Raw genomic sequence first — 24,798 nt, forward strand, 5'->3', positions numbered from 1 at the left:
GTCGCGACAACTGTAATGGTAGACAGGGTAAATGCTTTATTTCTGGCTGAAGCGGGTCATCAACCATTCGCCGGTCTCAGAGAGACAAGCTTGGCCGCTATAGCTGGCAACGCCTTCGAAGGAATGGCGTGTGGTATCGAAGTCGCGGCATACGAAACCGGTGTTTCTGTCTTCGCGTATCGCGGTCACGACGCCTGCGCTGCCTGTCGCTGCATTGGCCCAAGGCAGGGGGGAGTCTGAAATTTTGGCGAGATCGGCAGAGGTAACAGCATTGCGGATCGTCGCATCATCTGAAAGTGTCTGTGTGGTCTGCTGGTTGGGCACGGAGGCGGTGGACAGGGACTTGTCGACCTTTTCTCCGCCAAACAGGTCGAGACTGACGCAACCTGTCAACATGACGAGCATGCATGCAGTGGCGGAAACATCCACGACTGACGACAAGAAGCTCTTTGTTCGACTGTTCGACTTTGCTATGACGATCACCATCTCTAGACCAGAACACATCTCTGGTACGCAAATCAGCTCAGGAGCATTTAATTCAATATGTCGGAAAGTGGGTTAACATCCAGTGACTTTACAGAGGAAAATCAACCTTTCGCACTTTTTGCGGATTGGTTGCGTGATGCGACGGCCTCTGAAATCAACGATCCAAACGCCGTGGCGCTCGCCTCGGTGGACGAAGACGGCATGCCCAGCGTCCGCATGGTTCTGCTGAAACATGCCGATGAGCGAGGCTTTGTTTTCTACACGAATTTCGAAAGCCGCAAGGGCATTGAGCTGCTTGGCCAGCACAAAGGTGCCATGTGCTTTCACTGGAAAAGCCTGCGTCGGCAGGTGCGAATTCGAGGTTCCGTCGAAGTCGTCAGTGATCATGAAGCGGATGAATATTACGCATCGCGTCCACGCGGAAGCCGCATCGGTGCCTGGGCCTCCAAGCAGTCGCGCCCGCTCGAAAGCCGGTTTGCGCTGGAAAAAGCCGTGGCCACCTACACTGCGAAATACGCGATCGGCGACATTCCCCGCCCACCGCATTGGTCTGGTTTCCGCATCCAGCCTCTGACCATAGAGTTTTGGCAGGACGGCAAGTTCCGTCTGCACGACCGCGTCGAATTTCGTCGCGAAACGCCTGAAGGTGAATGGTCGAAGGTGCGGATGTATCCTTGAGGGCATCCATGCGGCATGTCGAATGCCGCATGGCTCCTGTCGACACGACCGGGGAATCATGGTGAATTGCGCATGAACAAAGGAGGAACGAATGCTTTCTCAACTCATGTTGCAATTTGAACAGGCCTCACAAAAATATGCGAACGAAAATGGTATCGAGCGAGACCCGGACTGGTACGTGCTCAAGCTTCAGGAAGAGGTGGGAGAGGTTACCCAGGCCTGGAACAGGTTGAGCGGTCGCGGGCGCAGCAAAGGCAAAACGCAAGAGGAAATGCGCCAGGACCTTTCAGACGAAACGGCCGATTTGTTGGGTCATGTGCTGCTGCTTGCGCACAATAGCGGCCTCGACCTTGAAGCGTCGATCAAGCGCAAATGGCGTTTCGAGCCGGGCGTTTAGTTTAAAACGAAATTACGCAGATTTTAGAAGTTTTGCGACATCAAAAAGGCTGTCGCAGATCGCCACGCATTTTTCTCGCATCGCATCCGTTGCAGGCGCGACATCCGGCACCATCACGGTCTGTGTGCCCGCACTCCATGCGGACTGGACACCGTGATAGGAGTCTTCCAGCGACAGGCAATCCTCCGGCACAAACCCTAAACGTTTGGCGGCGGTCAGATAGGGAAGGGGAGACGGTTTCGGCTCGGCATAGTCTCCACGTGCCAGAATATGATCGAACCGTGGTGTGAGATCGAAAGCCCCCAAATGGCGGTTGACGGATTCGTGGCCGGACGAAGTGGCAATGGCGCGGGGTATTTGCAGTTCATCCAGCAGATCGAGAATTTCGATAACGCCGGCTTTCAGCGCCACGCCATCGGCCATCTGGATCGCCAAATGTCGAAGCCACGCCTCTCGAAATGCCTCCATCGGAAAATCATCACCATATTCTGAGCGAATGGTTGCAGTGATAACGTCCCACGGACTGCCGCAAACGCGTTGATACACTTCCACTGCCATGCCGTGCCCGCCCTCATCCGAGGCGGCCAGAAACGAATCCCGGTAGTGTTTTTCGCTTTCGATCAGAACTCCGTCCATGTCGAAAATGACGGCTTTTGGCCTGCGCAGAAGTTGAGCCATTTCTGTTTAGCCGAACCGGAACTGGCGTTCGCCAAGGCTTTCGAAGGGTCGGATCAGGTAGCCATCGGGGTCAGCGACGATGAATTGTCGGTTGCCGACTTCAGTTTCGCCCTTGCGATACCATTTTTCTTCCATCGGCAGAAACAACTCCACACCCGCCCGTGTCAGCCTGTCGAGAATGGGCTCCAGTGACGGAACAGCCAGTTGCAGGTTCATGCCGCGTCCATAGGGATAATCCACCGGCGCATTTTCCTGCTCGAATGTTCGCCCCGCTCCAACCTGATCGATCATCAACTGCGCATCCCCCAGCGCCAGATAGGTAAACCCTTCCTCCGGTCGCTCATAGACCACATGAAAGCCGATCAGATCGCAATAAAACATGCGGCTCTTCGGCCAATCGCTGACGGCAAGTTCGGGAACGAGAGCGTTCGCTGTAAAGGTCATGATGTCCTTAGGTTAAAGTGGATCGTGCTAAACCGAATAGTCCCAGCAACTGTCAGAGATGACAAACACTTTGTTTCAAAGACGTTGAAACACTCTGGCGGTATCAGGCCTTCGTTCCCCCAACGGTAATCTGATCCATACGCAGATGCGGCTGGCCGACGCCGACCGGTACCCACTGGCCTGCCTTGCCGCAATTGCCGATGCCGGTATCGAGCTTCATGTCGTTGCCGATCATCGTCACGCGTTTCATCGCATCCGGACCATTGCCGATCAGCATGGCACCCTTGACCGGCGCGCCGATCTTGCCGTTCTCGATGAGATAGGCTTCCGTGCAGCCGAAGACGAATTTACCCGAGGTTATATCCACCTGACCGCCGCCGAAGGAGACTGCGTAGATGCCCTTCTTGACCGACGCGATGATTTCTTCCGGCGTCTTGTCGCCACCCAGCATATAGGTGTTGGTCATGCGCGGCATTGGCACGTGCGAATAGCCTTGGCGGCGTCCGTTGCCGGTGGCTTTCATGCCCATCAGCCGCGCATTCTGCCGGTCCTGCATGTAGCCGACCAGCTTGCCGTTTTCGATCAGCACATTATAGGCGGAAGGCGTGCCTTCGTCGTCCACCGTCAGTGAGCCGCGACGATTGTCGATGGTGCCGTCATCCACCACGGTCACGCCAGGTGCTGCGACCATTTCACCCAGAAGTCCTGCGAAAGCAGAGGTTTTCTTGCGGTTGAAATCGCCTTCCAGCCCGTGGCCGACAGCTTCATGCAACATCACGCCCGGCCAACCGGCACCCAGCACCACATCCATGGTGCCAGCGGGGGCATCGATGGCTGTGAGGTTCACCAGCGCCTGCCGCAACGCCTCATCTGCACCGCGCTGCCAGTTTTCCGTGGTGATGAAGTCGCCAAAACCGACGCGTCCGCCAATACCGTAGGAACCGCTTTCCTGGCGGTCGCCTTCACCGGCAATCACCGAAATATTGATGCGGGTCATCGGGCGGATGTCACTGACGCGATGACCATCGGCGCGCAGAATGTCCACGATCTGCCAACTGGCGGCAACACTTGCCGTAACCTGCCGAACCTTCGGGTCCTTGTCGCGAAGGTAGGCATCGATTTCGGTCAGAAGCTTGACCTTCTCCTCGAAGGTCGGTGCACCAATCGGGTTTTCGTCGCCATAAAGCTTCTTGTTGGTGCGCTGCGGGGCGGCTGCATAGGAGCCGGAATAGCCTTTCGTAACAGCGCCGACGGCATCGGATGCGCGCTTCAGAGCAGCCAGAGAGAGCTCGCCCGCATGGGCATAACCCACCGTTTCGCCTGCTACGGCGCGCAGGCCGAAGCCCTGATCCGTATTGAAGCTGCCGCCCTTCAGGCGGCCATTGTCGAACGTCAGTGATTCCGCTTGCGCGTGTTCAACGAACAATTCACCATCGTCAGCACCCGAAAGCGCATCGGCAATCTGGGCGCGCAACTGTCCTTCATCGCAATCGAAAAGGGTCAAAAGGTCTTGGGTCATCGCGGGCTCCAGTCGTGGCTGTTAACAGCGCATTTAAGTGCTGGAGCCCAACGGCGCAAGATTGATCAGGGAAGCGTGTCGTAGCCTTCGGCAAAGCCGCGCAGTTCGATTGGAATGCCGACGCGGTCCTGATCAACTGATTCACGCAGCGCGAACACCGCGTTTTTACCGGCGCGCAGAACCTTCAACAATTCGTCATCGATATCCACTTCCACGTAGCAGCCTTCGGAGAAGCAGCGTGTGAAATAGGCCCGACCGATATTGTTATTGTCGATGTAGAGCTCCATCCCGTCTTTCAGCAGAACGCCGAGCGGAGCGAGAATACGAAGAATCCGGGATTTGCGGTCCGCAGTTTTCAAGATGACCACGGAAAGACCGACTTCCGGACGGTCGTCCGCAATCACGTTCTGCATCAGAGCGCACTGCTCTCCGGAAGCGCCGGCAGGTTTGTCACAGATGACCGACCACGCGCCATGCGTCGATTTAGGCGTCCCCGGCTGCTGCGGCTGACCCGGCACCGGCTGCTGCTGCGCAAAACCCGCAGCGGGAACGATAATGGAAAGACCGGCGGCGATAAAAAAAGCGCGCGCAATCGGAGACAGACGCATGGATACCTCAGGATTCGAATCAGTGCGGCTATTTTGACGTCCCGACCGGGAAATGAAAGAGCCAGCCACCTCAATTCCAAGCGAGTGCGGCCAAAATAGGACTTTGCAGCATGCGGCGCTGCACGAATGCAGCTTCTGAGGCTTCGATACGTGCCGACCGGGAGGCGGGATAGCCTTAAAAATCGGACCAATGCCAACCAAGGCGATATTGCGGCGAAAGGCAAACTATGATTTGAGTCATAAGTATAAGCATGGATTCTGCGTTTGAGATTGATCATGATCAAACGCGTGAGGGAGAGGTACCGTGACTAACAGAATTTACGCAAGCTTGGTGGGCATAATCTGTCTGCTCACGGCTGTCGGCGCTCGCGCCGACCAGCCGAGGGAATGGCAGATGGGATTGCAGGAGGCGGCAACGCCCATCATGCATGAAATTCGCTGGTTCGAACAATATACGCTTTGGTTTATCGTTCCGGTCACGCTGTTCGTGCTCGCATTGTTGATTATCGTGGCGGTTAAGTTCCGCGCATCGAAAAATCCGGTCGCATCCAAGACCAGCCATAACACGGCCATCGAAATCGTCTGGACGCTCGCTCCGGTTCTGATCCTGATGTTTCTGGCATTTCCATCGTTCAATCTGCTCAACGCGCAGCTGACGCAGCCGGAAAATCCGGATTTGACGCTGAAGGCAACGGCGACGCAGTGGCAGTGGAACTATGAGTACACGGCCGCGCAAGGCGCTGAGCCACTGGCTTTCGACAGCTACCTTCTGAAGGACGTCGACCGCGCAGCCGCTGGCAAGAATGACAAGGCTGTTTATCCACGCCTTCTGGCCGTCGATAACGAAATGGTCGTTCCTGTCGGTAAAACCGTGCGCCTGCTGGTCACATCAGCGCCGACGGATGTCATTCACGCTTTCGCGATGCCAGCTTTCGGCGTCAAGATCGATGCCGTTCCTGGCCGTTTGAACGAGACATGGTTCAAGCCTGAAAAGGAAGGCCTTTATTATGGTCAGTGCTCCGAGCTTTGCGGCAAGGACCACGCCTACATGCCAATCGCCATACGGGTGGTTTCCGAAGAGCAATATAAAACCTGGTTCGCCGCTGCCGCCTCAGATTTGAGCGGTGCGAACCGGGCGCTCATGGCCTCGGTGGATGGTGCGTCTAGTACTGTTCAGGTCGCCGAAAACGAAACCAAATAACGTAAGGAGTGAGGACAATGGCTGGACATTCCACACACGACGATCATCACTCTGTCGAGCGCGAAGCGCACCATGATGATCACGCGCACCATGCGCATACACCGAGCTTCGCTCAGCGCTGGCTCTTTTCGACGAACCACAAGGATATCGGTACGCTCTATCTGATCTTCGCGATCATTGCAGGCATCATCGGCGGCGGCCTTTCGGTCGTCATGCGTATGGAGCTTCAGGAGCCCGGCATTCAGATTTTCCACGGCCTCGCAGCCATGGTCTATGGTTTTGAGGGCGATGCCGCCATTGATGGTGGCAAGCACATGTACAATGTGTTCACCACTGCGCATGCGCTGATCATGATCTTCTTCATGGTCATGCCTGCCATGATCGGCGGCTTCGCCAACTGGATGGTGCCGATCATGATCGGTGCGCCTGACATGGCGTTCCCGCGCCTCAACAACATTTCGTTCTGGCTGATCGTACCGGCTTTCATCCTTCTGCTTCTGTCGCTCTTCGTTGAAGGACCGGCTGGTGCTTATGGTGTCGGCGGGGGCTGGACCATGTATCCGCCGCTCTCTACCAGCGGCATGCCTGGGCCTGCGGTGGATCTGGCGATCTTTGCGCTTCACATCGCCGGTGCGTCTTCCATTCTCGGTGCTATCAACTTCATCACCACGATTCTGAACATGCGCGCGCCGGGCATGACCCTGCACAAGATGCCGCTGTTTGCCTGGTCGGTTCTGGTCACGGCATTCCTGCTGCTCTTGTCTCTGCCAGTTCTGGCGGGTGGCATCACCATGCTTCTGACAGACCGCAACTTCGGTACGTCCTTCTTCGCGCCTGAAGGCGGCGGCGACCCGATCCTGTACCAGCACCTGTTCTGGTTCTTCGGTCACCCGGAAGTTTACATTCTGATCCTGCCCGGCTTCGGCATCATCAGCCACATCATTTCGACCTTCTCGAAAAAGCCGATCTTCGGTTATCTCGGAATGGCTTACGCCATGGTCGCCATCGGTGCGGTCGGCTTCATCGTGTGGGCACACCACATGTATACGGTCGGTCTGTCGCTGGAAGCGCAGCGTTACTTCGTTTTCGCAACCATGGTCATCGCGGTTCCGACGGGTATCAAGATTTTCTCCTGGATCGCGACGATGTGGGGCGGCTCGCTGACCTTCACGACACCGATGATCTGGGCGATTGGCTTCATCTTCCTCTTCACCGTCGGTGGCGTAACGGGCGTACAGCTGGCCAATGCCGGTCTCGACCGTTCGCTGCATGACACCTATTATGTGGTCGCACATTTCCATTACGTGCTGTCGCTGGGTGCTGTGTTTGCAATCTTTGCCGGCTGGTACTACTGGTTCCCGAAGATCACCGGCTACATGTACAGCCAGAAAATCGGCAATCTGCACTTCTGGGTCATGTTCGTCGGTGTCAACCTGATCTTCTTCCCACAGCACTTCCTCGGACTTGCCGGTATGCCGCGCCGCTATATCGACTATCCCGATGCCTTTGCTGGCTGGAACTATGTTTCCTCCATCGGTTCGTATATCTCGGCCGTTGCCGTCCTCATTTTCCTCGGCGGCGTATGGGAAGCTTTCGCCAAGAAGCGTGTGGCTGGCGACAATCCATGGGGTGAAGGTGCGACGACGCTGGAGTGGCAGCTGTCTTCGCCGCCGCCATATCACCAGTGGGAACAGCTTCCCCGGATCCGCTGAGGCATTTTGTCAGAGCGTCTATCTCGACTGAACATGATAGATGTCAGTTTCACGCTCAGACAAAAGACGTAAAAGGAGCGCCGCATATATGCGCGGCGTTTCCTATGAAAGCAGGAAAAATGACTGTTATCGACAATCGCGACACGCTGGACATTGATAGCTTCACGCTATCAGAGGCGAGTGCGCGCGATTATTTCGAGTTGCTGAAACCCCGCGTCATGTCGCTGGTAGTGTTCACCGGTTTTGCTGGCCTCGTTCTGGCACCCGGCAGCATCAACCCGTTTTTGGCATTGGTTTCCATCCTCTGCATCGCAGTGGGTGCCGGTGCCTCCGGCGCACTGAATATGTGGTATGACGCCGATATCGACGCGATCATGACACGGACCGCCAAGCGGCCAATACCTTCGGGACGCATTCAGCCGGGTGAAGCGCTTGCTTTCGGTCTGATACTGTCCGTGTTTTCGGTCGCCATTCTTGGTTTGGCCGTGAACTGGTTTGCCGCTGGCCTGCTGGCTTTCACGATTTTCTTCTATGCCGTGGTTTACACGATGTGGCTGAAGCGTTCGACGCCGCAAAATATCGTCATCGGCGGTGCGGCTGGCGCGTTTCCACCCATGCTTGGCTGGGCCTGCGTCACCGGTGGTGTGTCGCTTGACAGCACCATCCTGTTCCTCATCATCTTTCTTTGGACGCCAGCGCATTTCTGGGCTCTCGCGCTCTTCAAGATGCGCGATTATGGTTCGGTCGGCATTCCCATGATGCCGAATGTTGCCGGTGAACGCTCCACCAAGAACCAGATGATTGCCTACGCCGTCCTGACCGCTTTCGTTGCAGTGGCGCCGTACTTTACCGGACTTGCCGGTCTTGGTTATGGTATATTTGCAGCCGTTCTCAGCATCATTTTTATCTACTGTTCCATCTCGGTCCGCCGTATGCCTGACGGAGATGAGCGGATGGTGCAGGCGAAAAAGATGTTTGCCTATTCGGTCTTCTATCTGTTCGCGATTTTCTCCGGCCTTCTGGCCGATCATGTCGCGCCGTCGTTTCTGACATTGATCCAAGGGGCTGCGTGATGGAAACGATCAAGCTGAACGATGCGCAGAAACGCTCGCGCCGAGGTCGAAACATCGCTCTCGGCGTCGTGTTGGCGGCGCTGGTGGTTCTTTTCTACATCATCACCATCATAAAAATCGGCGGCTTCTGAGCCCCGGGCGACAAGAGGGGGAGGGATATGACAGCAACAGGAACATCCACGAAGAAAACGAGCAACAGTTCGATTCTTGTGCTGTGTCTGGTTTTTGTCTGCGGCATGGTCGGCATGGCCTATGCCTCGGTCCCGCTGTATCGACTGTTCTGTCAGGTCACCGGCTATAACGGTACGACACAACGCGTCGAGCAATATTCGGATGTCATTCTCGACAAGACGATGAAGGTGACATTCGATTCCAACACCTCCAACGGTTTGAACTGGGATTTCCAGCCGGTTAACAAATCCGTGGAGCCGAAAATCGGCGAAACGGTGCAGGTCATGTTCCGGGCGACCAATCGTTCTCCGGTGGCGACCACCGGAAGTGCGGTCTTCAACGTGACGCCAATGGAAGCGGGTGCCTATTTCAACAAGGTGCAATGTTTCTGTTTCACGGAAACGACTTTGCAACCGGGTCAGACGCTTGAAATGCCGGTCGTTTTCTTCATCGATCCGGAGATCGTCAAGGCTCGGGAAACGAAGAACATCCATACACTGACACTGTCCTACACATTTTATCCGTCGAAGACGGAAAAACCGGTTGCGTCCTTGCCGGTAAAGACTGAACGTGACGAAACGAAACTATGAGAGAGGGAGGTGCGACCGGTTCCGGTCGCGCTGCATGAGTGGCCTTTTAACAGGTGCCGCTTTATTGAATGACTAGGGAAGAGCCTGCGGGGATCGTTCACATGGCAGACACACATCAGAAGAAACATGACTACCATATCATAGACCCCAGCCCGTGGCCGCTTTTAGCCTCGGTCGGTGCGTTCTTCCTTGCCTTCGGCGGCATCTGTTACATCAGATATCTGAATGGCGGTTCGTTCAAGCTGTTCGGTCTGGAATGGGCCAACCCATGGCTGTTCTATGTCGGTCTGGCCATCATCCTTTACGTGATGTACGCCTGGTGGGCAGATACGGTGAAGGAAGGGCATGAGGGCCACCACACCCGCGTCGTGGCGTTGCACCTGCGCTATGGCATGATCATGTTCATCGCGTCCGAAGTCATGTTCTTCGTTGCATGGTTCTGGGCCTATTTCGATGCCAGCCTCTATCCACACGAGGCCATTCAGGCGTCACGCCTTGCATTCACCGGCGGGCAATGGCCACCAAAGGGCATCGAAGTTCTCGATCCCTGGCATCTGCCGCTCTACAACACCGTCATCCTGCTGCTGTCGGGCACCTGCGTAACATGGGCGCACCACGCGCTGCTGCACAATGACCGCAAGGGCTTGATTTCCGGTCTGGCTTTGACTGTCGCACTCGGTGCATTCTTCTCCTTCGTGCAGGTCTATGAGTACATGCACGCGCCGTTCGACTTTAAGAATTCCATCTATGGCGCGACCTTCTTCATGTCGACAGGCTTCCACGGCTTCCACGTTTTCGTCGGAACGGTGTTCCTGCTGATCTGCCTGCTGCGCGCCATCAAGGGCGATTTCACGCCCAAGAACCACTTCGGTTTCGAGGCCGCCGCCTGGTACTGGCATTTCGTTGACGTCGTCTGGCTGTTCCTGTTCTTCGCTATCTACGTCTGGGGCGGCTGGGGCGCGCCTTTGGCGGGTTAAGCCTGACGCATTGGTTTTGAAAAGGGCGGCGCGTGCCGCCCTTTGCTTTTCTGACGTCCCGGAGCAGAGTGAAAACGAGACGACGATGCAAGATGATGAAACGCTTTATCCACCTGTCGATCCCGTGAAAGTGGGCTTGCGCGGCTGTTGTCCGCGATGCGGCCACGGTCGGCTTTTCGATGGTTTCCTGACGCTGAAACCTCGGTGCAGCGCCTGCGGTCTGGACTATGCCTTTGCCGATGCGGGGGAGGGGCCTGCGGTTTTCGTCATGCTGATCGTCGGTTTTCTCATCATCGGCATGGCGCTGTGGCTCGATGCCCGTTTTGCACCGCCCGTCTGGGTGCATGCGTTGATCTGGATACCTGCTGCGATTATCATCTCTCTGGTTTTGCTGAAGAAGATGAAGGGCATCATGATCGCCTTGCAATATCGCAACAATGCACGCGAAGGCAGCCTTGATCGTGACTGATACCAAGACCACCACATCCAGCCAGCGAAACCTCTGGTTTGCCGCTCCTTTCGTGCTTCTGGTTCTCGTCCTTCTGCTGGCGCTCGGCACATGGCAGGTGAAACGCCTGTACTGGAAAGAAGCCCTGATGGCGGATATCGAGCAACGCATTCATGCTGCTCCCGTTCCGCTTTCAGATATCGAGAGATTGGCGGCATCTGGCGGCGATATCGAGTATCGCACCGTTGCGCTGTCGGGCACGTTCGACCACACGAAAGAACAGCATTTTTTCGCGACGTTTCAGGGCCAGAGCGGATATTACATCTACACGCCTCTGCGCCTTGGCGATGGCCGCACGATTTTCGTCAATCGCGGTTTCGTGCTTTACGACATGAAAGACCAGGCAAAACGGACGGCGGGCGACGTTTCCGGTGTCGTTTCTATCGAAGGGCTGGCGCGGGCTCGTCTGGCGGCCAAGCCGTCCAGCCTGTTGCCAGACAATGACCGCGCGAAGAATATCTATTACTGGAAAGACCTGACCGCGATGACCGACAGCGCGGGTATCGAGCCCGGGAAAGTCCTGCCATTCTTCGTGGATGCCAACGACGCACCCAATCCCGGCGGTTGGCCGAAGGGCGGGGTGACGTTGATCGATCTGCCGAATAATCACCTTCAATATGCGATAACATGGTACGGATTGGCGCTCGCCCTTGTCATCGTTGCAGGTTTTGCCTATGTCCGGGGCGTAAGAAATTCCAGAGAATGAAGCACCGGGAGGCTGAAGGAGAAGGAATGAATATCGCCGTTTCCAAACCGCCTCTGACGATCAGGCTCTGCGGGCCGCGCGGCTTCTGCGCCGGTGTCGACCGCGCCATCCAGATCGTCGTTCTGGCTTTGAAGGCCTATGGTGCCCCCGTCTATGTTCGCCATGAGATCGTCCACAACCGCTATGTGGTCGAAGGCCTCGAAGCCAAGGGCGCGATTTTCGTTGAGGAACTGAACGAAATCCCCGCTGAGCATCGCCAGCAGCCTGTGGTCTTTTCCGCCCATGGCGTGCCGAAATCCGTGCCGGAGGACGCACAGTCCCGCAATCTTTTCTATCTGGATGCGACATGCCCGCTGGTGTCCAAGGTCCATAAACAGGCCATGCGCCACCAGCGCCTCGGCCGCCACGTCGTCCTCATCGGCCATGCCGGCCACCCGGAAGTCATCGGCACCATGGGGCAATTGCCCGAAGGTGCGGTATCTTTGGTCGAAACGGTTGAGGATGCAGCCCGATACGAACCTGCGGACACGCAAAATCTGGGCTTCGTGACGCAGACGACCCTGTCTGTGGATGACACGGCTGGCGTTATCGCCAAGCTTCAGGAACGCTTTCCGGCCATGCAAGCACCGGCAGCGGACAGCATCTGCTATGCCACCACCAACCGTCAGGATGCCGTCAAGCAGGCGGCACCCGGCTGTGACCTGTTCATCGTCGTCGGCGCGCCGAACTCCTCCAATTCCAAACGTCTTGTCGAAGTCGCGTTGCGTGCAGGTGCCAAGCGGTCCGTGCTGGTTCAGCGCGCCGCTGAAATCGACTGGGACCAGATTGGTGACGTGCAGACAGTCGGTCTTTCCGCGGGTGCGTCTGCGCCGGAAGTCATCGTTGACGAGATCATCCAGGCTTTCAAGGCTCGTTTCGAGACCACACTCGATCTGGCTATCACGGTTGAAGAGACCGAGCATTTTCTGGTGAACCGCGAACTGCGTGAGATCGAGCTGACCACGCAGGACATGGCCTTCGTCAATGGCACCGCAAGTGACGCTCTGCCGCCGAAGCCAGCGTCCGGCTTTTGATTGTAAACACTTCCGCATTCTTCAAGAGATCAGACATTGGCAGTTTATACAGATATCAGCGAAGACGATCTGAAGCATTTTCTCGGGCAATATGACGTCGGAGAGCTGACGTCCTATAAGGGCATTGCCGAGGGCGTGGAAAACACCAATTTCCTGCTTCATACGACCAAGGACCCGCTGATCCTGACGCTCTATGAGAAGCGCGTGGAGAAGTCGGACCTGCCGTTTTTCTTAGGCTTGAAGCAGCATTTGTTTGCAAAAGGCCTGTCCTGCCCCTTGCCGCTCCCCCGTCACGACGGTGAATTGCTGGGCGAACTGTCGCAGCGGCCTGCCGCTCTGATTTCGTTTCTGGAAGGCATGTGGCTGCGCAAGCCGGAAGCCAAACACTGCCGGGAAGTGGGCAAGGCTCTGGCCGCCATGCATCTGGCCGGGGAAGGGTTCGAGCTGAAACGTCCCAACGCTCTGTCAGTCGAGGGATGGAAGGATCTCTGGGATAAATCCGAAGCCCGCGCCGATGAGGTCGAGGCTGGTTTGCAACAGGAAATCCGTGCCGATATCGATTTTCTCGCTGCCAACTGGCCGCAGGATTTGCCCGCAGGCGTCATCCATGCCGATCTGTTTCAGGACAACGTCTTTTTCCTGGGTGACGAGCTATCAGGCCTCATCGACTTCTACTTCGCGTGCAACGACCTGCTGGCCTATGACGTCTCCATCTGCCTTAACGCGTGGTGCTTCGAGAAAGATGGCTCCTACAATGTCACCAAGGGCAAAGCTCTTCTGGAAGGCTACCAGTCCGTGCGGCCAATGAGCGATGCGGAGCTTAATGCCTTACCGCTTCTGGCGCGGGGCTCGGCGCTGCGCTTCTTCCTCACGCGTCTCTATGACTGGCTGACGACGCCGGAAGGCGCGCTGGTCGTCAAGAAAGATCCGCTGGAATATTTGCGCAAGCTGCGCTTCCACCGCGCCATTGGCCACTTTACCGAATATGGGCTGGTGGAGCGATGAAGCACGTCGAGATTTATACCGATGGTGCCTGTTCCGGCAATCCCGGGCCGGGCGGCTGGGGCGCTGTTCTGCGCTATGGCGAAACGGAAAAGGAACTGTGCGGCGGCGAGGCGGAAACGACCAACAATCGCATGGAACTGATGGCAGCCATATCATCGCTCAACGCGCTGAAATCCCCTTGTGAAGTCGATCTCTACACTGATAGCGCCTATGTGAAGGACGGAATTACCAAGTGGATTTTCGGCTGGAAGAAAAAAGGCTGGAAGACCGCTGACAACAAGCCGGTCAAGAATGTGGAGCTGTGGCAGGCGCTGGAACTGGCGCGCGAGCGCCACAAGGTGACTTTGCACTGGGTCAAGGGCCATGCGGGCCACCCGGAAAATGAACGCGCCGACGAACTTGCCCGCAAAGGCATGGAGCCTTTCAAACGGCGGTAACAGACAGGTGCTTTACTGGGGTTTGCGGATTGCGCTTCCCGGCCTATCTTCACCAAAAAACATAAAGCAGAAGAGGGACACCCATGATCTTACATTGTGTTTTCGTGCGCTTCAAATCCGCGACCGCGACGGCGGAAAAACAGGCGATCTATGAAGCCATCACGGCGCTGAAAGATGTCATTCCCGGTATCATCGACGTGAAATGCGGACAGAATGTTTCATCCGAGGGTCTGAACGGCAATTTTCTGGACGGCTTTATCGTAACGCTGGAAAGCCTGGAAGCACGCGATGAATATCTCGCTCACCCCCAGCACGTCGACGTCGGCGAACGCCTGATCGGGCTGACCGACGGCGGCGCGGCGGGCCTTTTGGTTTTCGATATGTCAGTCTAAGAGATGACTGCGGCGGTAAGCCGCCGCAGTCATCGCATCCATCAGCTTGATTTGCTGATGGCGGCAGCTATCTGCTCAACATTGTAGCGGAACATCTTCTCATAGGTCGAAGCAGGGTCCTTGGCCTTGGAAAGCGCTTCGACATACAATTCGCCGCCCGGCTCTGCGCCAGTGGCCTTGGCAACCTGCTTCACCAAACGCGGATCATTCGAGTTCTCGAAGAAATATGTCTTCACATGCTCGGCCTTGATCTGCTCGATCAGCTTGCCGACATCTCCGGCAGAGGCCTCGGTCTCGGTGGACACGCCCAGCGGTGACAGGAACGTCACCTTGTATTCCCGCCCGAAATAGCCGAATGCGTCATGGCTCGTCAGCACCTTGCGGCGATCTTCTGGAATGGCATCGAACTTCGCATGCGCGAAGGCGTCAAGGCCTTCCAGCGTCTTGAGATAGGCCTCGGCATTTGCCTTGAAATCTGCCTTGTCGGCCGGGTCTGCGGCAGAAAGCGCCGTTTCGATGTTCTTGACCCAGATTTTAACATTGAGCGGGCTGTTCCACACATGCGGATCGGTCACGGTCTTTCCGCCTTCGTCCATCTCTCGCGTCTTGATACCATCGGAAACCGTCACGGGTGTTCCCTTGTAGCCAGACGCCGAAATCAGCCGGTCCATCCATCCTTCGAGGCCCAGCCCGCTAACGAAAACGACGTCTGCCGCCTTCAGGCTTTTGGCATCGGCGGGCGAAGGCTCGAATTCATGTGGGTCGCCATCCGGCTTGACGAGGCTGGTTACGGTCACATGCTTGCCGCCCACCTGCTTAACGACATCGGCAAGCACGGTGAAGGAAGCGACGGCCTTCAGTTCTGCCGCAGATACGGGAGCCGAGAAGGCGATAAGGGCAGAGATGGCAGCAGAGAAAAGTAAAGTGCGAGATAACATTGGCACGTCTCCAGATTTAGCCCTTCAAATGCGGGCGGGTGAAATAGCGGCCTGCAAGTCCTGCCGGTGCTGCCACGATGGACAGCCCGTAGAGGCAGGTTGCAGCCATGATGATGGTTGGGCCTGAAGCGAGTTCGAAATGGTATGAGACGACAAGGCCGACATAGCCGGAGATGGCGGCGCTCACAGCGGCAACCACCAGCATAGAGGGAAGATTGCGCGTCCATAATTGCGCAATGGCCGCCGGTAGCATCATCAACCCCACCGCCATCAGCGTGCCGAGCGCCTGAAAGCTGGCTACCAGATTGATGACGACAAGCACCAAAAAGATGACGTGATAGACCGGACCCCGCCCGCCCACGGCTCTCAGAAAGCCGGGATCGAAGCATTCGGTTACCAACGGGCGATAGATGAGGGCGAGGACGACGAGTGTCAGCGAGGTGATGGCGCCGATCTGGTAGAGCGCTGGCGCGTCGATGGCGAGGATGGTGCCGAACAGCACATGCAGAAGATCGACATTCGACCCGTGCAGGGAAACGATAAGAACCCCAAGCGCCAGTGAAGCCAGATAGAAACTCGCAAAGCTCGCATCTTCCTGCAACGGCGTAATGCGACTGACAATACCCGAGAGCAGCGCCACCGAAAGTCCGGCGACAAGTCCGCCGACGCCCATGGCGGTCAGCGATAGTGAACCGGCGATGAGATAGCCGATGGCCGCGCCCGGCAGAATGGCATGGCTAAGCGCATCTCCCATCAGGCTCATGCGCCGCAACATCAGAAAAACGCCAATCGGGCTGGCACCGGCTGCAAGGCAGAAACAGGCAATCAGCGCGCGCCGCATAAAGCCGTAGTCCTGAAACGGCGCAAGGAAAATGTCATAGGCGGTCATGCTGCTGGCTCACATACATCGCTGGTGTCATCCCAACGTTCGGCCATGATACGGGCGCGCAACAGATTGACGGGCGACATGACCTGATGTGTCGGCCCCCATGCGATGAGTTCGCGCGCGATCAGCAGAGTCTCTGGAAAATGAGCACGCACCTGCTCGAAGTCATGCAACACGGCAACCACCGTGCGGCCCTCAGCATGCCAATGCGTGACGATATCCAGAAGGTCGCGCGTCGTGCGCGCATCGATGGCGGTAAAGGGTTCATCCAGCAGAATGACGCTGGCATCCTGCATCAGCAGGCGGGCGAACAGAACACGCTGGAACTGCCCGGCAGACAGCGCGCCTATAGACCTGTTTTCGAAACCAGAAAGGCCAACCGTTGCTAGCGCCTCTTCCGCCCGCTTTTCATCTTTTTGGGTGACGCTGCCAAATGCACCGGCGGTCTTCCATGTGCCGAGTAACACCGTTTCCAAAACAGAAATCGGGAAACGCCGGTTGATGTCTGTCGCTTGCGGAAGATAGCCAAATTCTGCGCGCTTGAGCGCGTGATCGACAGACCCCTGTGAGGCTCTAATGTCCCCGATGATCGCCTTCAGCAGCGTCGATTTGCCAGCGCCGTTTGGGCCAGCAATTGCCGTCAGGCTTCCCTTGGCAAAACTGCCAGAGATGTGGTGCACCGCCGGGTGGCGGTCGTAAGCCACCGTCAGATTATCGATTGTCAGCACCGCAGCATTGCTCATGGCAACACCACAGCCCAGTGGATGGCGAGCCAGAGCGGAACGAGAATGACAAGCGCGATGGTGAGGCGTGTAGATATGGATTGTTGCAGGAGGCGGCGAAAAGAGAAGGCATGCAGCATTTGGATGCTCACAATAATGTTATACAATTACGGTAATAGTATAACAATTGCGGCGGAAGAATGGCGTGAGAATGGGATTGGCAGAGGAGGATTATGCTGCTCAACGGCATGCGTGGCGCGTCACGAAGAGCGAGTGGCAGTCAATCCTGGGCTCTACGCCCAGGATTACATCAAGAGCAGATTAAAGTTGCTCGATCATCGTCGCAGCGGACGAAACCGTTGCCTGGCCGGGATTTTCTTCAACGTTCAGCGACTTGACCACGCCGTCTTCCACCAGCATGGAGTAACGCTTGGAGCGCACGCCGAGGCTGCCAGCGGAAAGGTCGGCATCGAGGCCGAGCGCCTTGGTGAAGGATGCATCCCAGTCTGCCAGGAAATGAATTTTGCCCTGTCCGCCGGACGATTGCGCCCACGCGCCCATGACGTGCCAGTCATTGACGGCGATAACGGCGATGTCGTCGACGCCGCGCGCAAGAATGGTGTCGCGGTTTTCGAGATAGCCGGGAAGGTGGTTCAGCGAGCATGTGGGTGTGAACGCGCCGGGTACAGCGAACACAACGACCTTCTTGCCGTTGAAAAGAGCGTCTGTCGTTGTTTCAACCGGGCCGTCAGCCGTCTTTTCCTTGAAGGTCGCGGATGGAAGTTTGTCGCCGATCTTGATGGTCATGATGTCGCTCCTGTGGCAATGATCCGGCGCGACTATAGAGGATGATTTCGCAATGTCGCCAGCGAATTTCATCGTCCTTCACTGCGGAAAATCAAGCGGAGCTTCCATCACCTTCTCACCGGATTTCACCAGAATGGTCCAGCGCTGACCCTTGGGATTATAGGACTTCGGAAGTCCTTTTATGTTCATGTAGAAAGACAGCTTGCGCTTGTCGCGCACCATGTTCTGCGGCTCGAAATAGGCGTAGCCGGAAGGGCCGGCAACGAAGATTTCGGTCTCCTTCGGCGCATCCTCCGGTAACCGCAGCTCAACGCCGAGCAAGGTCTTGTCGGGCGTGATGTGAAAACTCTGCACCCGAAAATCGTCGTTGGCCGGTTCCGGCAGGGTCAAATTTGCGGTTTCCACGGCCTGCGTTTCTTCTTCCGTGGCCGCTTTTCCGTGATCCTTGCGGATGTCGAAATTGGCTTCGAATGGAATGCAGATATTCAGGCAGACACCGATGAAAGCCGTCAGCCGCGCTTTGTCTTCATCGGAGCCGGGCTGAGACTGCAATGTGAAGGGCAGGCTGACCGGCGTGTCATAACCGATGTCGCTGATCTCGTCGTTTTTGATGAGCTTGGGTACCGGAAACGCCAGAGAGGTCAGGGTTGCGCCACTGGAGGGGTCGAGCTTGATCTTGGGCGGAATACCGGCTTCACCAGGCTCGCGCCAGTAGGTAATCCAGCCGGGCTTGAGCTCGATCTGCAAAACCGCGTAGATGCGGCCAGTGGCGTCGGCAGGCTTGCTGACGACGCGCATGCGCCCGCCTTCGCTCGTTTCCCAGTTCGTTACATCGGCCTGTGCGAGCTTGGGGGGAGATGCCAATGCGAGCGTGAGAGCGAACAATGGCAGGGATGCGCGTAAGAAAAGAAAGAGCGTAGCGTTCATGTCTTCGGTCTAGCCTAACATCTATCAGGGGGCCAGTTGCGATTTTCACCCCTTCATCATTTTCGGTTGATTGATCGGCCTCTATGTCGCATCCTTCGCCTATGACCAACCCTTATGCCGTACCTCTTTCCACGAGAATATAGCAGACCGGAGGCGCCAGTGACCTTTTCGACCCTGATGGACAAAAAAGAGCGTGGCTTTCTGGATGGCCATTTTCTCATCGCCATGCCGGGACTAGAGGGTGGTTCGTTCGAGCGCTCCGTGGTCTATATTTGCGCCCATTCCGATGCGGGTGCCATCGGCTTCATCATCAACCGCGCCCAGCAGATCACCTTTACCGATGTGCTGCTGCATCTGAAGATGATGGATCAGAACGACGCCATTATGCTACCTGACCGCACCCGCGAATTTCCCATTCAATGCGGCGGGCCTGTCGAGTCCGGCCGGGGTTTCGTGCTGCATTCGGATGATTACAGCAGCGAGTCCAGCATCCCTGTTAGCGACGATATTTCCCTGACGTCGACGCTCGATATCGTGCGCGCCATTTCCGGCGGACGGGGGCCGGACAAGGCAACCATGCTGCTGGGTTATGCCGGCTGGGGACCGGGACAGCTTGAAAACGAGATGGTCAACAATGGCTGGCTCAACTGCCCCGCATCCGAAGAGCTGATCTTCGATCGCTTCCTCGACAACAAATACGAGCGCGCCCTTGGTTTGATGGGTGTGGACCCACGAATGTTGTCGGCGCAGGCGGGTCATGCTTGAGAGACTTAAATTTTAGCGGAACTAAAATTTGATCCTGACGTTTTTACCTCGGTCGCCAGCGCCACGTCTGGTTAAAAAACTAGGGAGAAATATCATGGGTAGCACATCCGATAAAGTCGCTGGCAAGGCCAACGAAATTGCAGGCAAGGTCAAGCAGGGCGTAGGCAAGGCAACCGACAACGACAGCTTGCGCGCCGAAGGTGCAGCGCAGGAAACCAAGGGCAAGATCCAGACCACGACTGGTAAAGCCAAGGACGCCGTCAAGGGTGCGGTAGACCGAGCCTAATCTGTCTGCCAATCAGCAAAGTTGCTGACAGCAGTGAAATCAAAGCGCATGTGTTCTTGAAACACATGCGCTTTTTTATCTGTCATCTTACATTTCCCCTCAGCTCAGAGCCGATTTTGCGGTTCGTTTCCAGGAGCGATACATGCGCCTATTTTCATGCGCTGCTTGCGGTCAGCCCGTTCATTTTGACAATCGCTCATGTGTCAAATGCGGTCACCGTCTGGTCTTTGTGCCTCAGACGCTTTCCATGGAAGCGATTGAGCCTGCAGGTGATCCGAACTGGTCGCTGGTGGCGCACCCGGAACGCCAGGTCCGGTTTTGTGCCAACGAAGTCAACGACATCTGCAACTGGTCTGTGCCAGCAGAAAGCAACAGCAATTTTTGTCCGGCTTGCAGCCATAACAGGCTGGTGCCAGATGCTTCGACCGAAGAGGGAATCGAACAATGGCGCAGGCTGAGCCAAGCCCAGCGACACCTGTTCTACTCCATGCTGCGCTTGAAGCTGCCGCATCCCAACCGCGACGTTGATCCACAAGGCGGTCTCGTCTTCGACTTTCTGGTGGATGAAGTGGCACCGGATGGCTCCATCATTCCGGCCATGACCGGTCACGACGAAGGCCTGATCGCTATCCGTGCTGCCGAGTCTGATGATGCGACGCGCGAGCAGATCAAGAGCAACATGAATGAGCCCTACCGCACTATGCTCGGCCATTTCCGCCATGAGGTCGGTCACTTCATCTGGAACAAGCTGGTGCGCGACGCAGACCGGCTGGAAGCGTGCCGCGCCGTGTTTGGCGATGAGCGCGAGGACTACGGTGAAGCGCTAAAGCGCAATTACGAGCAGGGACCACGCCTCGGTTGGCAGGAAACATTCATCAGTTCCTACGCCTCAGTCCATCCGTGGGAAGATTTCGCTGAGTGCTTTGCCCACTATCTGCACATTGTCGATACGCTGGAAACCGCACACGCATTCGGCATCGCCATCGAGCCCGAGGGACATCAGGAGCTGGAAACGGATGTCGCCTTCGAGCCATACAGCGCAAGAAGCGCGCAGCAATTGGTCGATGCGTGGATCCCTCTGACGGTTGCTCTCAACTCGATGCAGCGAAGCATGGGCGAGGCGGATCTCTATCCCTTCGTGCTGGCCCCCGCAGTCGTGGAAAAGCTGGAATTCATGCACAAGCTATTGCACGACAAAATTCCAGCGAACCAGCAGACCGATTGGCAGCAGGGGTTTCAGCAGCAGGCGCATCAGGATCAGGCCCTTTTGACCACCTGAAAACGCTCCCGGAGAAGCCTTAGCGCTGCATCAGGCGTATCAGGCGTACCGAATAGGAAGCTTTGCCCGTAATGACAATTCATGCGGGCAAGCTCCGCCGCATCTTCCGGTGTTTCGATACCTTCGGCAACCACCTGCATTTCCAAGGCACGTGCCATTGCAATGATGGAACGTAAAAGCACATTGCGCTTGTCGCTGGTGTTGGCGACCAGCGCCTTGTCCAGCTTGATCGTGTCGAACGGGAAGCGTGTCAGATAGGCGAGCGAGGAATAACCCGTTCCGAAATCATCCAGTGCAAGGCTTAGGCCGGTTTCCTTGAGCTTGGCGAGAACGAGCCGCGCCTGTTCCGGATTTTCCATGACGACGGATTCGGTCAGTTCCAGCTTCAATTGTTTCGGGTTGCAGCGGGTCCGCTGTAACATGCTGCGCACATCGGTATAAAGCTCGTTATTCAGAAGCTGTGCGCTGGAAATATTCACAGAGATGAAGATCGGCAGCTTGTCGATGGCGTGTTGCCAGTCCATCAGATCCGTCGCCGCCCGTTCCAGAGCGAACATTCCCAAAGGCTCGATCAAGCCGGAAGCTTCCGCCACCGGGATAAATTCGCTCGGCGGAATGGTGCCGCGCTTGGGATGTTCCCACCGCATCAGCGCTTCGAAGCCTGCCAGATCGCCATTATCAAGCTTGATGATGGGCTGGTAGGCAAGCGACAGTTCCTTGCGCTCGATGGCGCGGCGCAGATCGCTTTCCATTTGCAGACGGTCGGTACCGGATGTGCGGAAGGCCGGGCGGAACGGCTCCACACGGTTGCCGCCAGCGCGCTTGGCGCGGTACATGGCAAGCTCGGCATCGCTGAGCAGGCCAGCGGCATTTTCCTGTTGATCGATCCACGAGACGAGGCCGATGGAAGCCGTCAGAATGATTTCGCGATTGGCGAAGTTGATCGGCACCATGATGGCTTTGTTCACGGCATCGGCAAAATCCGCTACGCGCTGCGGGTCTCGCTCCGAAACCAATATCAGTCCGAATTCGTCACCCGAAAGGCGCGCCAAGGTGTCTTGCGGCTTCAGAAGACGACGCAGACGGCGTGTGAGCGCGATCAGAATATTGTCACCGGCGGCAATGCCCAGCGTGTCATTGACCAGCTTGTAACGATCGATATCGATCGCCATCACCGTCGGGCGGACCGTTTCACCCTCGGGTGCGAGGTTAAGAACCGATTGCAGGCGGTCGAGGAAAACCTGGCGGTTTGGCAAGCCGGTCAGATTGTCGCTCAGCGCATCCTGCAACAGCCGCTCGATGGAGTTTTTCTGTTCGGTAATATCGGTGATCGTGCCGACGCAGCGAATGATTTCACCGTTCGAGCCAAGCACTGGCCGCGCCCGAATTTGCAGCCAGTGGAAATGCCCGTCTTCGGCGCGAATACGGAATTCGTGGTTGAGACGTCCTTTGCGATGGTCCAGCAGAACGTCCAGCGTCGCCTTGAAGCGGTCGCGGTCATCAGGGTGCAGGCGCGGGATCCAGTTTCTAGCCGCGCCATGCATGGTGCCGGGATGAAGCCCAAGCTTGACCGAAACATCGGGCGTCGTGACGATGCGGTCGCGCGTTACGTCCCAGTCCCACACAGTATCGCCGCTGCCGGTCAGAGCCAGCGATTGCCGCTCCAGATCGGAAAACAGTCCTTGCTGGTAGGCGCTACCTGCAAAGGCGTGTTGGATAACCGTAAAGCCGATCAGTAGGACGATCAGCACCAGACCGCCACCAAGGGCTGGCTGGACAATGTCGTTGTCCAACTGTCCGGTGACCGTCAGCCAGCTTCCAAACAGCCAGACGATGATCAGCGCCCAAGACGGCACGAGCAGGATGGCGCGGTCATAGCGGTTGAAGCCGAGATAGATGATCAGCACGATACCGGCGGTCGCCGTCAGTGCAAACGACAGGCGGGCGATGCCCGAAGCGATGGACGGATCATAGATCGCTACGCCGAACAATGCTCCAAGGCCGATGATCCATGCGAATGTCGCGTAACCCAGATGCGCATGCCACCGGTTCAAGTTCAGGTAAGTGAACAGGAAGACCACGAAACTGGAAGCGAGCGCCACTTCGGCACCCGCGCGCCATATTCGCTCGTCGCTGGAGGTAACGGTGATCAGCTTTTCCAGAAATCCGAAGTCGACGCAGATATAGGCCAGAACCGCCCAGGACAGCGCCGCCGACGCGGGTAGGACAGAGGTGCCTTTGACGACGAAGAGAATGGTCAGAAGAACCGCCAGCAGGCCGGCAATGCCCAGAACAATGCCACGATAGAGCGTAAACGCGTTGATCGTGTCCTTGTAGGCCTCGGGTTCCCAGAGGTAGATTTGCGGCAATTGCGGCGTCGACAGTTCCGCCACGAAGGTGATCACCGCGCCGGGATTGAGCGTGATGCGAAACACGTCCGCGTCGGCGCTTGGTTGCCGGTCCAGCGCAAAACCTTCACTGGGGGTAATGGCAATTATGCGTTGGGAGCCTAGATCCGGCCAGAAAATTTTCGAGTTTACCAGCCGAAAATGCGGCGCGACGATCACGCGTTCCAGCTGCTCTTCGGACACATTGGCGAGTGCAAACACCGCCCAATCGCCCTGATGCGCGGGAGAGGAGGCACGCACCTCGATACGACGACGAATACCATCGGGACCGGGGGCGGTGGAAACCTGAAAAGCCTCGCCCTGATTGGCGTAGATATCCGTTGTTGCGGTCAAATCCAACGCTGTATCGTCGCGAGAAATCTTGACCGGCTCAAACGCATGCGCTTGTGCGGTAAACAGCACGAATAAAAACAGCAGAGGCGTAAAGCGCGCTGCGGCCACAAGACGTCCAACGAGGCGCGACGCAAGGCTAATATATTTCATCTATCCTACTGCGTCCCGGCGGGATTTTGCTTATCGGAAATGAGGGAGAACATGACGTGGTCCCGCCAATTGCCGTTTATTTTCAGATATTCCCGCAAGAGACCTTCCCGCTGAAATCCGGCATTTTCAAGCAGCCGTATGCTTTTGAAGTTTTCTGGAATACAGGCTGCCTCAATACGGTGCAACTGAAGTCCGTCGAAGATGTAGGGTATTACCAGCTTTAATGCGGCAGACATATGGCCTTGGGCCGCGTAAGCCTCACCTATCCAGTATCCAATCATGCAGCTTTGCGCGGCACCGCGCCTGATATAACCGATGGTGATGCCGCCCAGCAGCGTTCCATCCCGGGTAAAGAGCAGCAGCGATATCGCCATGCCCGAGGAAAATTCCTGGCCGTTGCGGGTCACGCGCACGCGAAACGAACTCTCGGTCAACTCGTCGGCGCGCCATGTCGGCTCCCATGACTGGAGGAATTGCCTGCTTTCCGACCGCAGCTTGTACCACTGCCTGTAGTCGGAATAGCGCGGCAATCTCAGCAGATATTGGGCGTTACGAAGTTCCGGTGTATCGCTGTTGCGGGAAAGAAAACGCAGCATGTAAGGTCAGACCTCATCCCCACTTGCCGCGGACATATGCCCTTGC

At 56.7% G+C, this 24,798-nt stretch carries 29 protein-coding genes; 17 read left to right on the forward strand and 12 right to left on the reverse strand.

All coding sequences use genetic code 11. The features are described from left to right. Nucleotides 1-36 precede the first annotated feature (36 nt). On the reverse strand, nt 37-441 hold the full coding sequence (locus DSM25558_RS08120) for an RT0821/Lpp0805 family surface protein (protein WP_244554141.1): 405 nt from the start codon (nt 439-441) through the stop codon (nt 37-39). A 102-nt stretch (nt 442-543) separates the two neighbouring features. Here DSM25558_RS08120 and pdxH point away from each other — a divergent pair, with 102 nt between their 5' ends. Further along, the gene (gene pdxH, locus DSM25558_RS08125) at nt 544-1,164 is read left to right on the forward strand and encodes a pyridoxamine 5'-phosphate oxidase (RefSeq protein WP_077103598.1); all 621 of its coding nucleotides are present in this window, start codon (nt 544-546) and stop codon (nt 1,162-1,164) included. 91 nt (nt 1,165-1,255) lie between these two features. Next, nucleotides 1,256-1,561, forward strand: a complete 306-nt coding sequence (locus DSM25558_RS08130) for a pyrophosphohydrolase domain-containing protein (protein WP_077103600.1) — start codon at nt 1,256-1,258, stop codon at nt 1,559-1,561. A 12-nt stretch (nt 1,562-1,573) separates the two neighbouring features. Here the strand turns inward: DSM25558_RS08130 and DSM25558_RS08135 are convergent, their stop codons facing one another. The 4 genes from DSM25558_RS08135 to DSM25558_RS08150 all read right to left on the reverse strand — a co-directional run bounded on the left by DSM25558_RS08135 (nt 1,574) and on the right by DSM25558_RS08150 (nt 4,810). After that, on the reverse strand, nt 1,574-2,239 hold the full coding sequence (locus tag DSM25558_RS08135) for an HAD family hydrolase (RefSeq protein ID WP_077103602.1): 666 nt from the start codon (nt 2,237-2,239) through the stop codon (nt 1,574-1,576). Nucleotides 2,240-2,245: 6 nt separating this feature from the next. Beyond that, nucleotides 2,246-2,683 (reverse strand): bleomycin resistance protein, encoded by a 438-nt coding sequence (locus tag DSM25558_RS08140; RefSeq protein WP_077103604.1) that lies wholly within the window; start codon nt 2,681-2,683, stop codon nt 2,246-2,248. Nucleotides 2,684-2,786: 103 nt separating this feature from the next. Then, on the reverse strand, nt 2,787-4,202 hold the full coding sequence (gene tldD, locus DSM25558_RS08145) for a metalloprotease TldD (RefSeq protein WP_077103605.1): 1,416 nt from the start codon (nt 4,200-4,202) through the stop codon (nt 2,787-2,789). Between the two features lie 65 nt (nt 4,203-4,267). Then, the gene (locus tag DSM25558_RS08150) at nt 4,268-4,810 is read right to left on the reverse strand and encodes an invasion associated locus B family protein (RefSeq protein ID WP_077103607.1); all 543 of its coding nucleotides are present in this window, start codon (nt 4,808-4,810) and stop codon (nt 4,268-4,270) included. 394 nt (nt 4,811-5,204) lie between these two features. Here DSM25558_RS08150 and coxB point away from each other — a divergent pair, with 394 nt between their 5' ends. From coxB to DSM25558_RS08205, 12 genes are all read left to right on the forward strand, one after another. Further along, nucleotides 5,205-6,011, forward strand: coding sequence for a cytochrome c oxidase subunit II (gene coxB / locus DSM25558_RS08155; protein ID WP_246670349.1), 807 nt, complete (start codon nt 5,205-5,207; stop codon nt 6,009-6,011). A gap of 17 nt (nt 6,012-6,028) precedes the next feature. Beyond that, complete coding sequence (gene ctaD / locus DSM25558_RS08160) at nt 6,029-7,723, forward strand: cytochrome c oxidase subunit I (RefSeq protein ID WP_077103609.1); 1,695 nt, start codon at nt 6,029-6,031, stop codon at nt 7,721-7,723. A 119-nt stretch (nt 7,724-7,842) separates the two neighbouring features. Next, the gene (locus DSM25558_RS08165) at nt 7,843-8,796 is read left to right on the forward strand and encodes a heme o synthase (RefSeq protein WP_077103611.1); all 954 of its coding nucleotides are present in this window, start codon (nt 7,843-7,845) and stop codon (nt 8,794-8,796) included. Next, nucleotides 8,796-8,927: a hypothetical protein gene (locus DSM25558_RS29640; RefSeq protein WP_045231343.1), complete on the forward strand. Its 132-nt coding sequence runs from the start codon at nt 8,796-8,798 to the stop codon at nt 8,925-8,927. Before DSM25558_RS08165 ends, DSM25558_RS29640 begins: the two co-directional genes overlap by 1 nt. 27 nt (nt 8,928-8,954) lie before the next feature. Continuing rightward, a complete protein-coding gene (locus DSM25558_RS08170) occupies nt 8,955-9,557 on the forward strand; it encodes a cytochrome c oxidase assembly protein (RefSeq protein WP_077103613.1) in 603 nt (200 codons plus the stop codon). A 101-nt stretch (nt 9,558-9,658) separates the two neighbouring features. Next, nucleotides 9,659-10,534, forward strand: coding sequence for a cytochrome c oxidase subunit 3 (locus DSM25558_RS08175; RefSeq protein WP_077103615.1), 876 nt, complete (start codon nt 9,659-9,661; stop codon nt 10,532-10,534). Nucleotides 10,535-10,619: 85 nt separating this feature from the next. Beyond that, the gene (locus tag DSM25558_RS08180) at nt 10,620-11,003 is read left to right on the forward strand and encodes a DUF983 domain-containing protein (RefSeq protein ID WP_077103845.1); all 384 of its coding nucleotides are present in this window, start codon (nt 10,620-10,622) and stop codon (nt 11,001-11,003) included. After that, nucleotides 10,972-11,748, forward strand: a complete 777-nt coding sequence (locus tag DSM25558_RS08185) for an SURF1 family protein (RefSeq protein ID WP_077103617.1) — start codon at nt 10,972-10,974, stop codon at nt 11,746-11,748. Before DSM25558_RS08180 ends, DSM25558_RS08185 begins: the two co-directional genes overlap by 32 nt. Before the next feature lie 26 nt (nt 11,749-11,774). Continuing rightward, complete coding sequence (gene ispH, locus DSM25558_RS08190; protein ID WP_077103619.1) at nt 11,775-12,821, forward strand: 4-hydroxy-3-methylbut-2-enyl diphosphate reductase; 1,047 nt, start codon at nt 11,775-11,777, stop codon at nt 12,819-12,821. Nucleotides 12,822-12,857: 36 nt separating this feature from the next. Next, on the forward strand, nt 12,858-13,826 hold the full coding sequence (locus DSM25558_RS08195; protein WP_077103621.1) for a homoserine kinase: 969 nt from the start codon (nt 12,858-12,860) through the stop codon (nt 13,824-13,826). Further along, on the forward strand, nt 13,823-14,263 hold the full coding sequence (gene rnhA, locus DSM25558_RS08200) for a ribonuclease HI (RefSeq protein ID WP_067651561.1): 441 nt from the start codon (nt 13,823-13,825) through the stop codon (nt 14,261-14,263). The genes DSM25558_RS08195 and rnhA overlap by 4 nt, the downstream gene beginning before the upstream one ends. Before the next feature lie 83 nt (nt 14,264-14,346). Then, entirely contained in the window at nt 14,347-14,655 is a 309-nt protein-coding gene (locus DSM25558_RS08205; protein ID WP_077103623.1) for a Dabb family protein, read from the forward strand. 41 nt (nt 14,656-14,696) lie between these two features. Here the strand turns inward: DSM25558_RS08205 and DSM25558_RS08210 are convergent, their stop codons facing one another. The 5 genes from DSM25558_RS08210 to DSM25558_RS08230 all read right to left on the reverse strand — a co-directional run bounded on the left by DSM25558_RS08210 (nt 14,697) and on the right by DSM25558_RS08230 (nt 18,935). Then, nucleotides 14,697-15,593 carry a metal ABC transporter substrate-binding protein gene (locus tag DSM25558_RS08210; RefSeq protein ID WP_077103625.1) on the reverse strand — a complete coding sequence of 299 codons (897 nt, stop codon included), beginning with the start codon at nt 15,591-15,593 and terminating at the stop codon, nt 14,697-14,699. A gap of 16 nt (nt 15,594-15,609) precedes the next feature. Next, a complete protein-coding gene (locus DSM25558_RS08215; protein WP_077103627.1) occupies nt 15,610-16,482 on the reverse strand; it encodes a metal ABC transporter permease in 873 nt (290 codons plus the stop codon). Then, nucleotides 16,479-17,222: a metal ABC transporter ATP-binding protein gene (locus DSM25558_RS08220; protein WP_077103629.1), complete on the reverse strand. Its 744-nt coding sequence runs from the start codon at nt 17,220-17,222 to the stop codon at nt 16,479-16,481. Before DSM25558_RS08220 ends, DSM25558_RS08215 begins: the two co-directional genes overlap by 4 nt. Before the next feature lie 300 nt (nt 17,223-17,522). Next, nucleotides 17,523-18,008, reverse strand: coding sequence for a peroxiredoxin (locus DSM25558_RS08225; RefSeq protein WP_077103846.1), 486 nt, complete (start codon nt 18,006-18,008; stop codon nt 17,523-17,525). A gap of 78 nt (nt 18,009-18,086) precedes the next feature. Then, a complete protein-coding gene (locus DSM25558_RS08230) occupies nt 18,087-18,935 on the reverse strand; it encodes a protein-disulfide reductase DsbD domain-containing protein (protein WP_077103631.1) in 849 nt (282 codons plus the stop codon). A 159-nt stretch (nt 18,936-19,094) separates the two neighbouring features. Here DSM25558_RS08230 and DSM25558_RS08235 point away from each other — a divergent pair, with 159 nt between their 5' ends. From DSM25558_RS08235 to DSM25558_RS08245, 3 genes are all read left to right on the forward strand, one after another. Continuing rightward, nucleotides 19,095-19,700, forward strand: a complete 606-nt coding sequence (locus tag DSM25558_RS08235) for a YqgE/AlgH family protein (RefSeq protein ID WP_103584884.1) — start codon at nt 19,095-19,097, stop codon at nt 19,698-19,700. A gap of 94 nt (nt 19,701-19,794) precedes the next feature. Then, nucleotides 19,795-19,986, forward strand: coding sequence for a CsbD family protein (locus tag DSM25558_RS08240; RefSeq protein WP_077103633.1), 192 nt, complete (start codon nt 19,795-19,797; stop codon nt 19,984-19,986). Between the two features lie 142 nt (nt 19,987-20,128). Further along, nucleotides 20,129-21,265, forward strand: a complete 1,137-nt coding sequence (locus DSM25558_RS08245; RefSeq protein WP_083716363.1) for a zinc-binding metallopeptidase family protein — start codon at nt 20,129-20,131, stop codon at nt 21,263-21,265. On the opposite strand, the gene DSM25558_RS08250 is transcribed toward DSM25558_RS08245, so the two are convergent. Both DSM25558_RS08250 and DSM25558_RS08255 read right to left on the reverse strand, forming a co-directional pair. Further along, nucleotides 21,244-24,156, reverse strand: coding sequence for an EAL domain-containing protein (locus tag DSM25558_RS08250; RefSeq protein ID WP_077103635.1), 2,913 nt, complete (start codon nt 24,154-24,156; stop codon nt 21,244-21,246). The two genes, DSM25558_RS08245 and DSM25558_RS08250, sit on opposite strands and share 22 nt — an antisense overlap. 5 nt (nt 24,157-24,161) lie before the next feature. After that, complete coding sequence (locus DSM25558_RS08255; protein WP_077103637.1) at nt 24,162-24,752, reverse strand: GNAT family N-acetyltransferase; 591 nt, start codon at nt 24,750-24,752, stop codon at nt 24,162-24,164. Nucleotides 24,753-24,798 lie beyond the last annotated feature (46 nt).

Source organism: Agrobacterium sp. DSM 25558, from assembly GCF_900100825.1.
Classification (GTDB): domain Bacteria; phylum Pseudomonadota; class Alphaproteobacteria; order Rhizobiales; family Rhizobiaceae; genus Agrobacterium.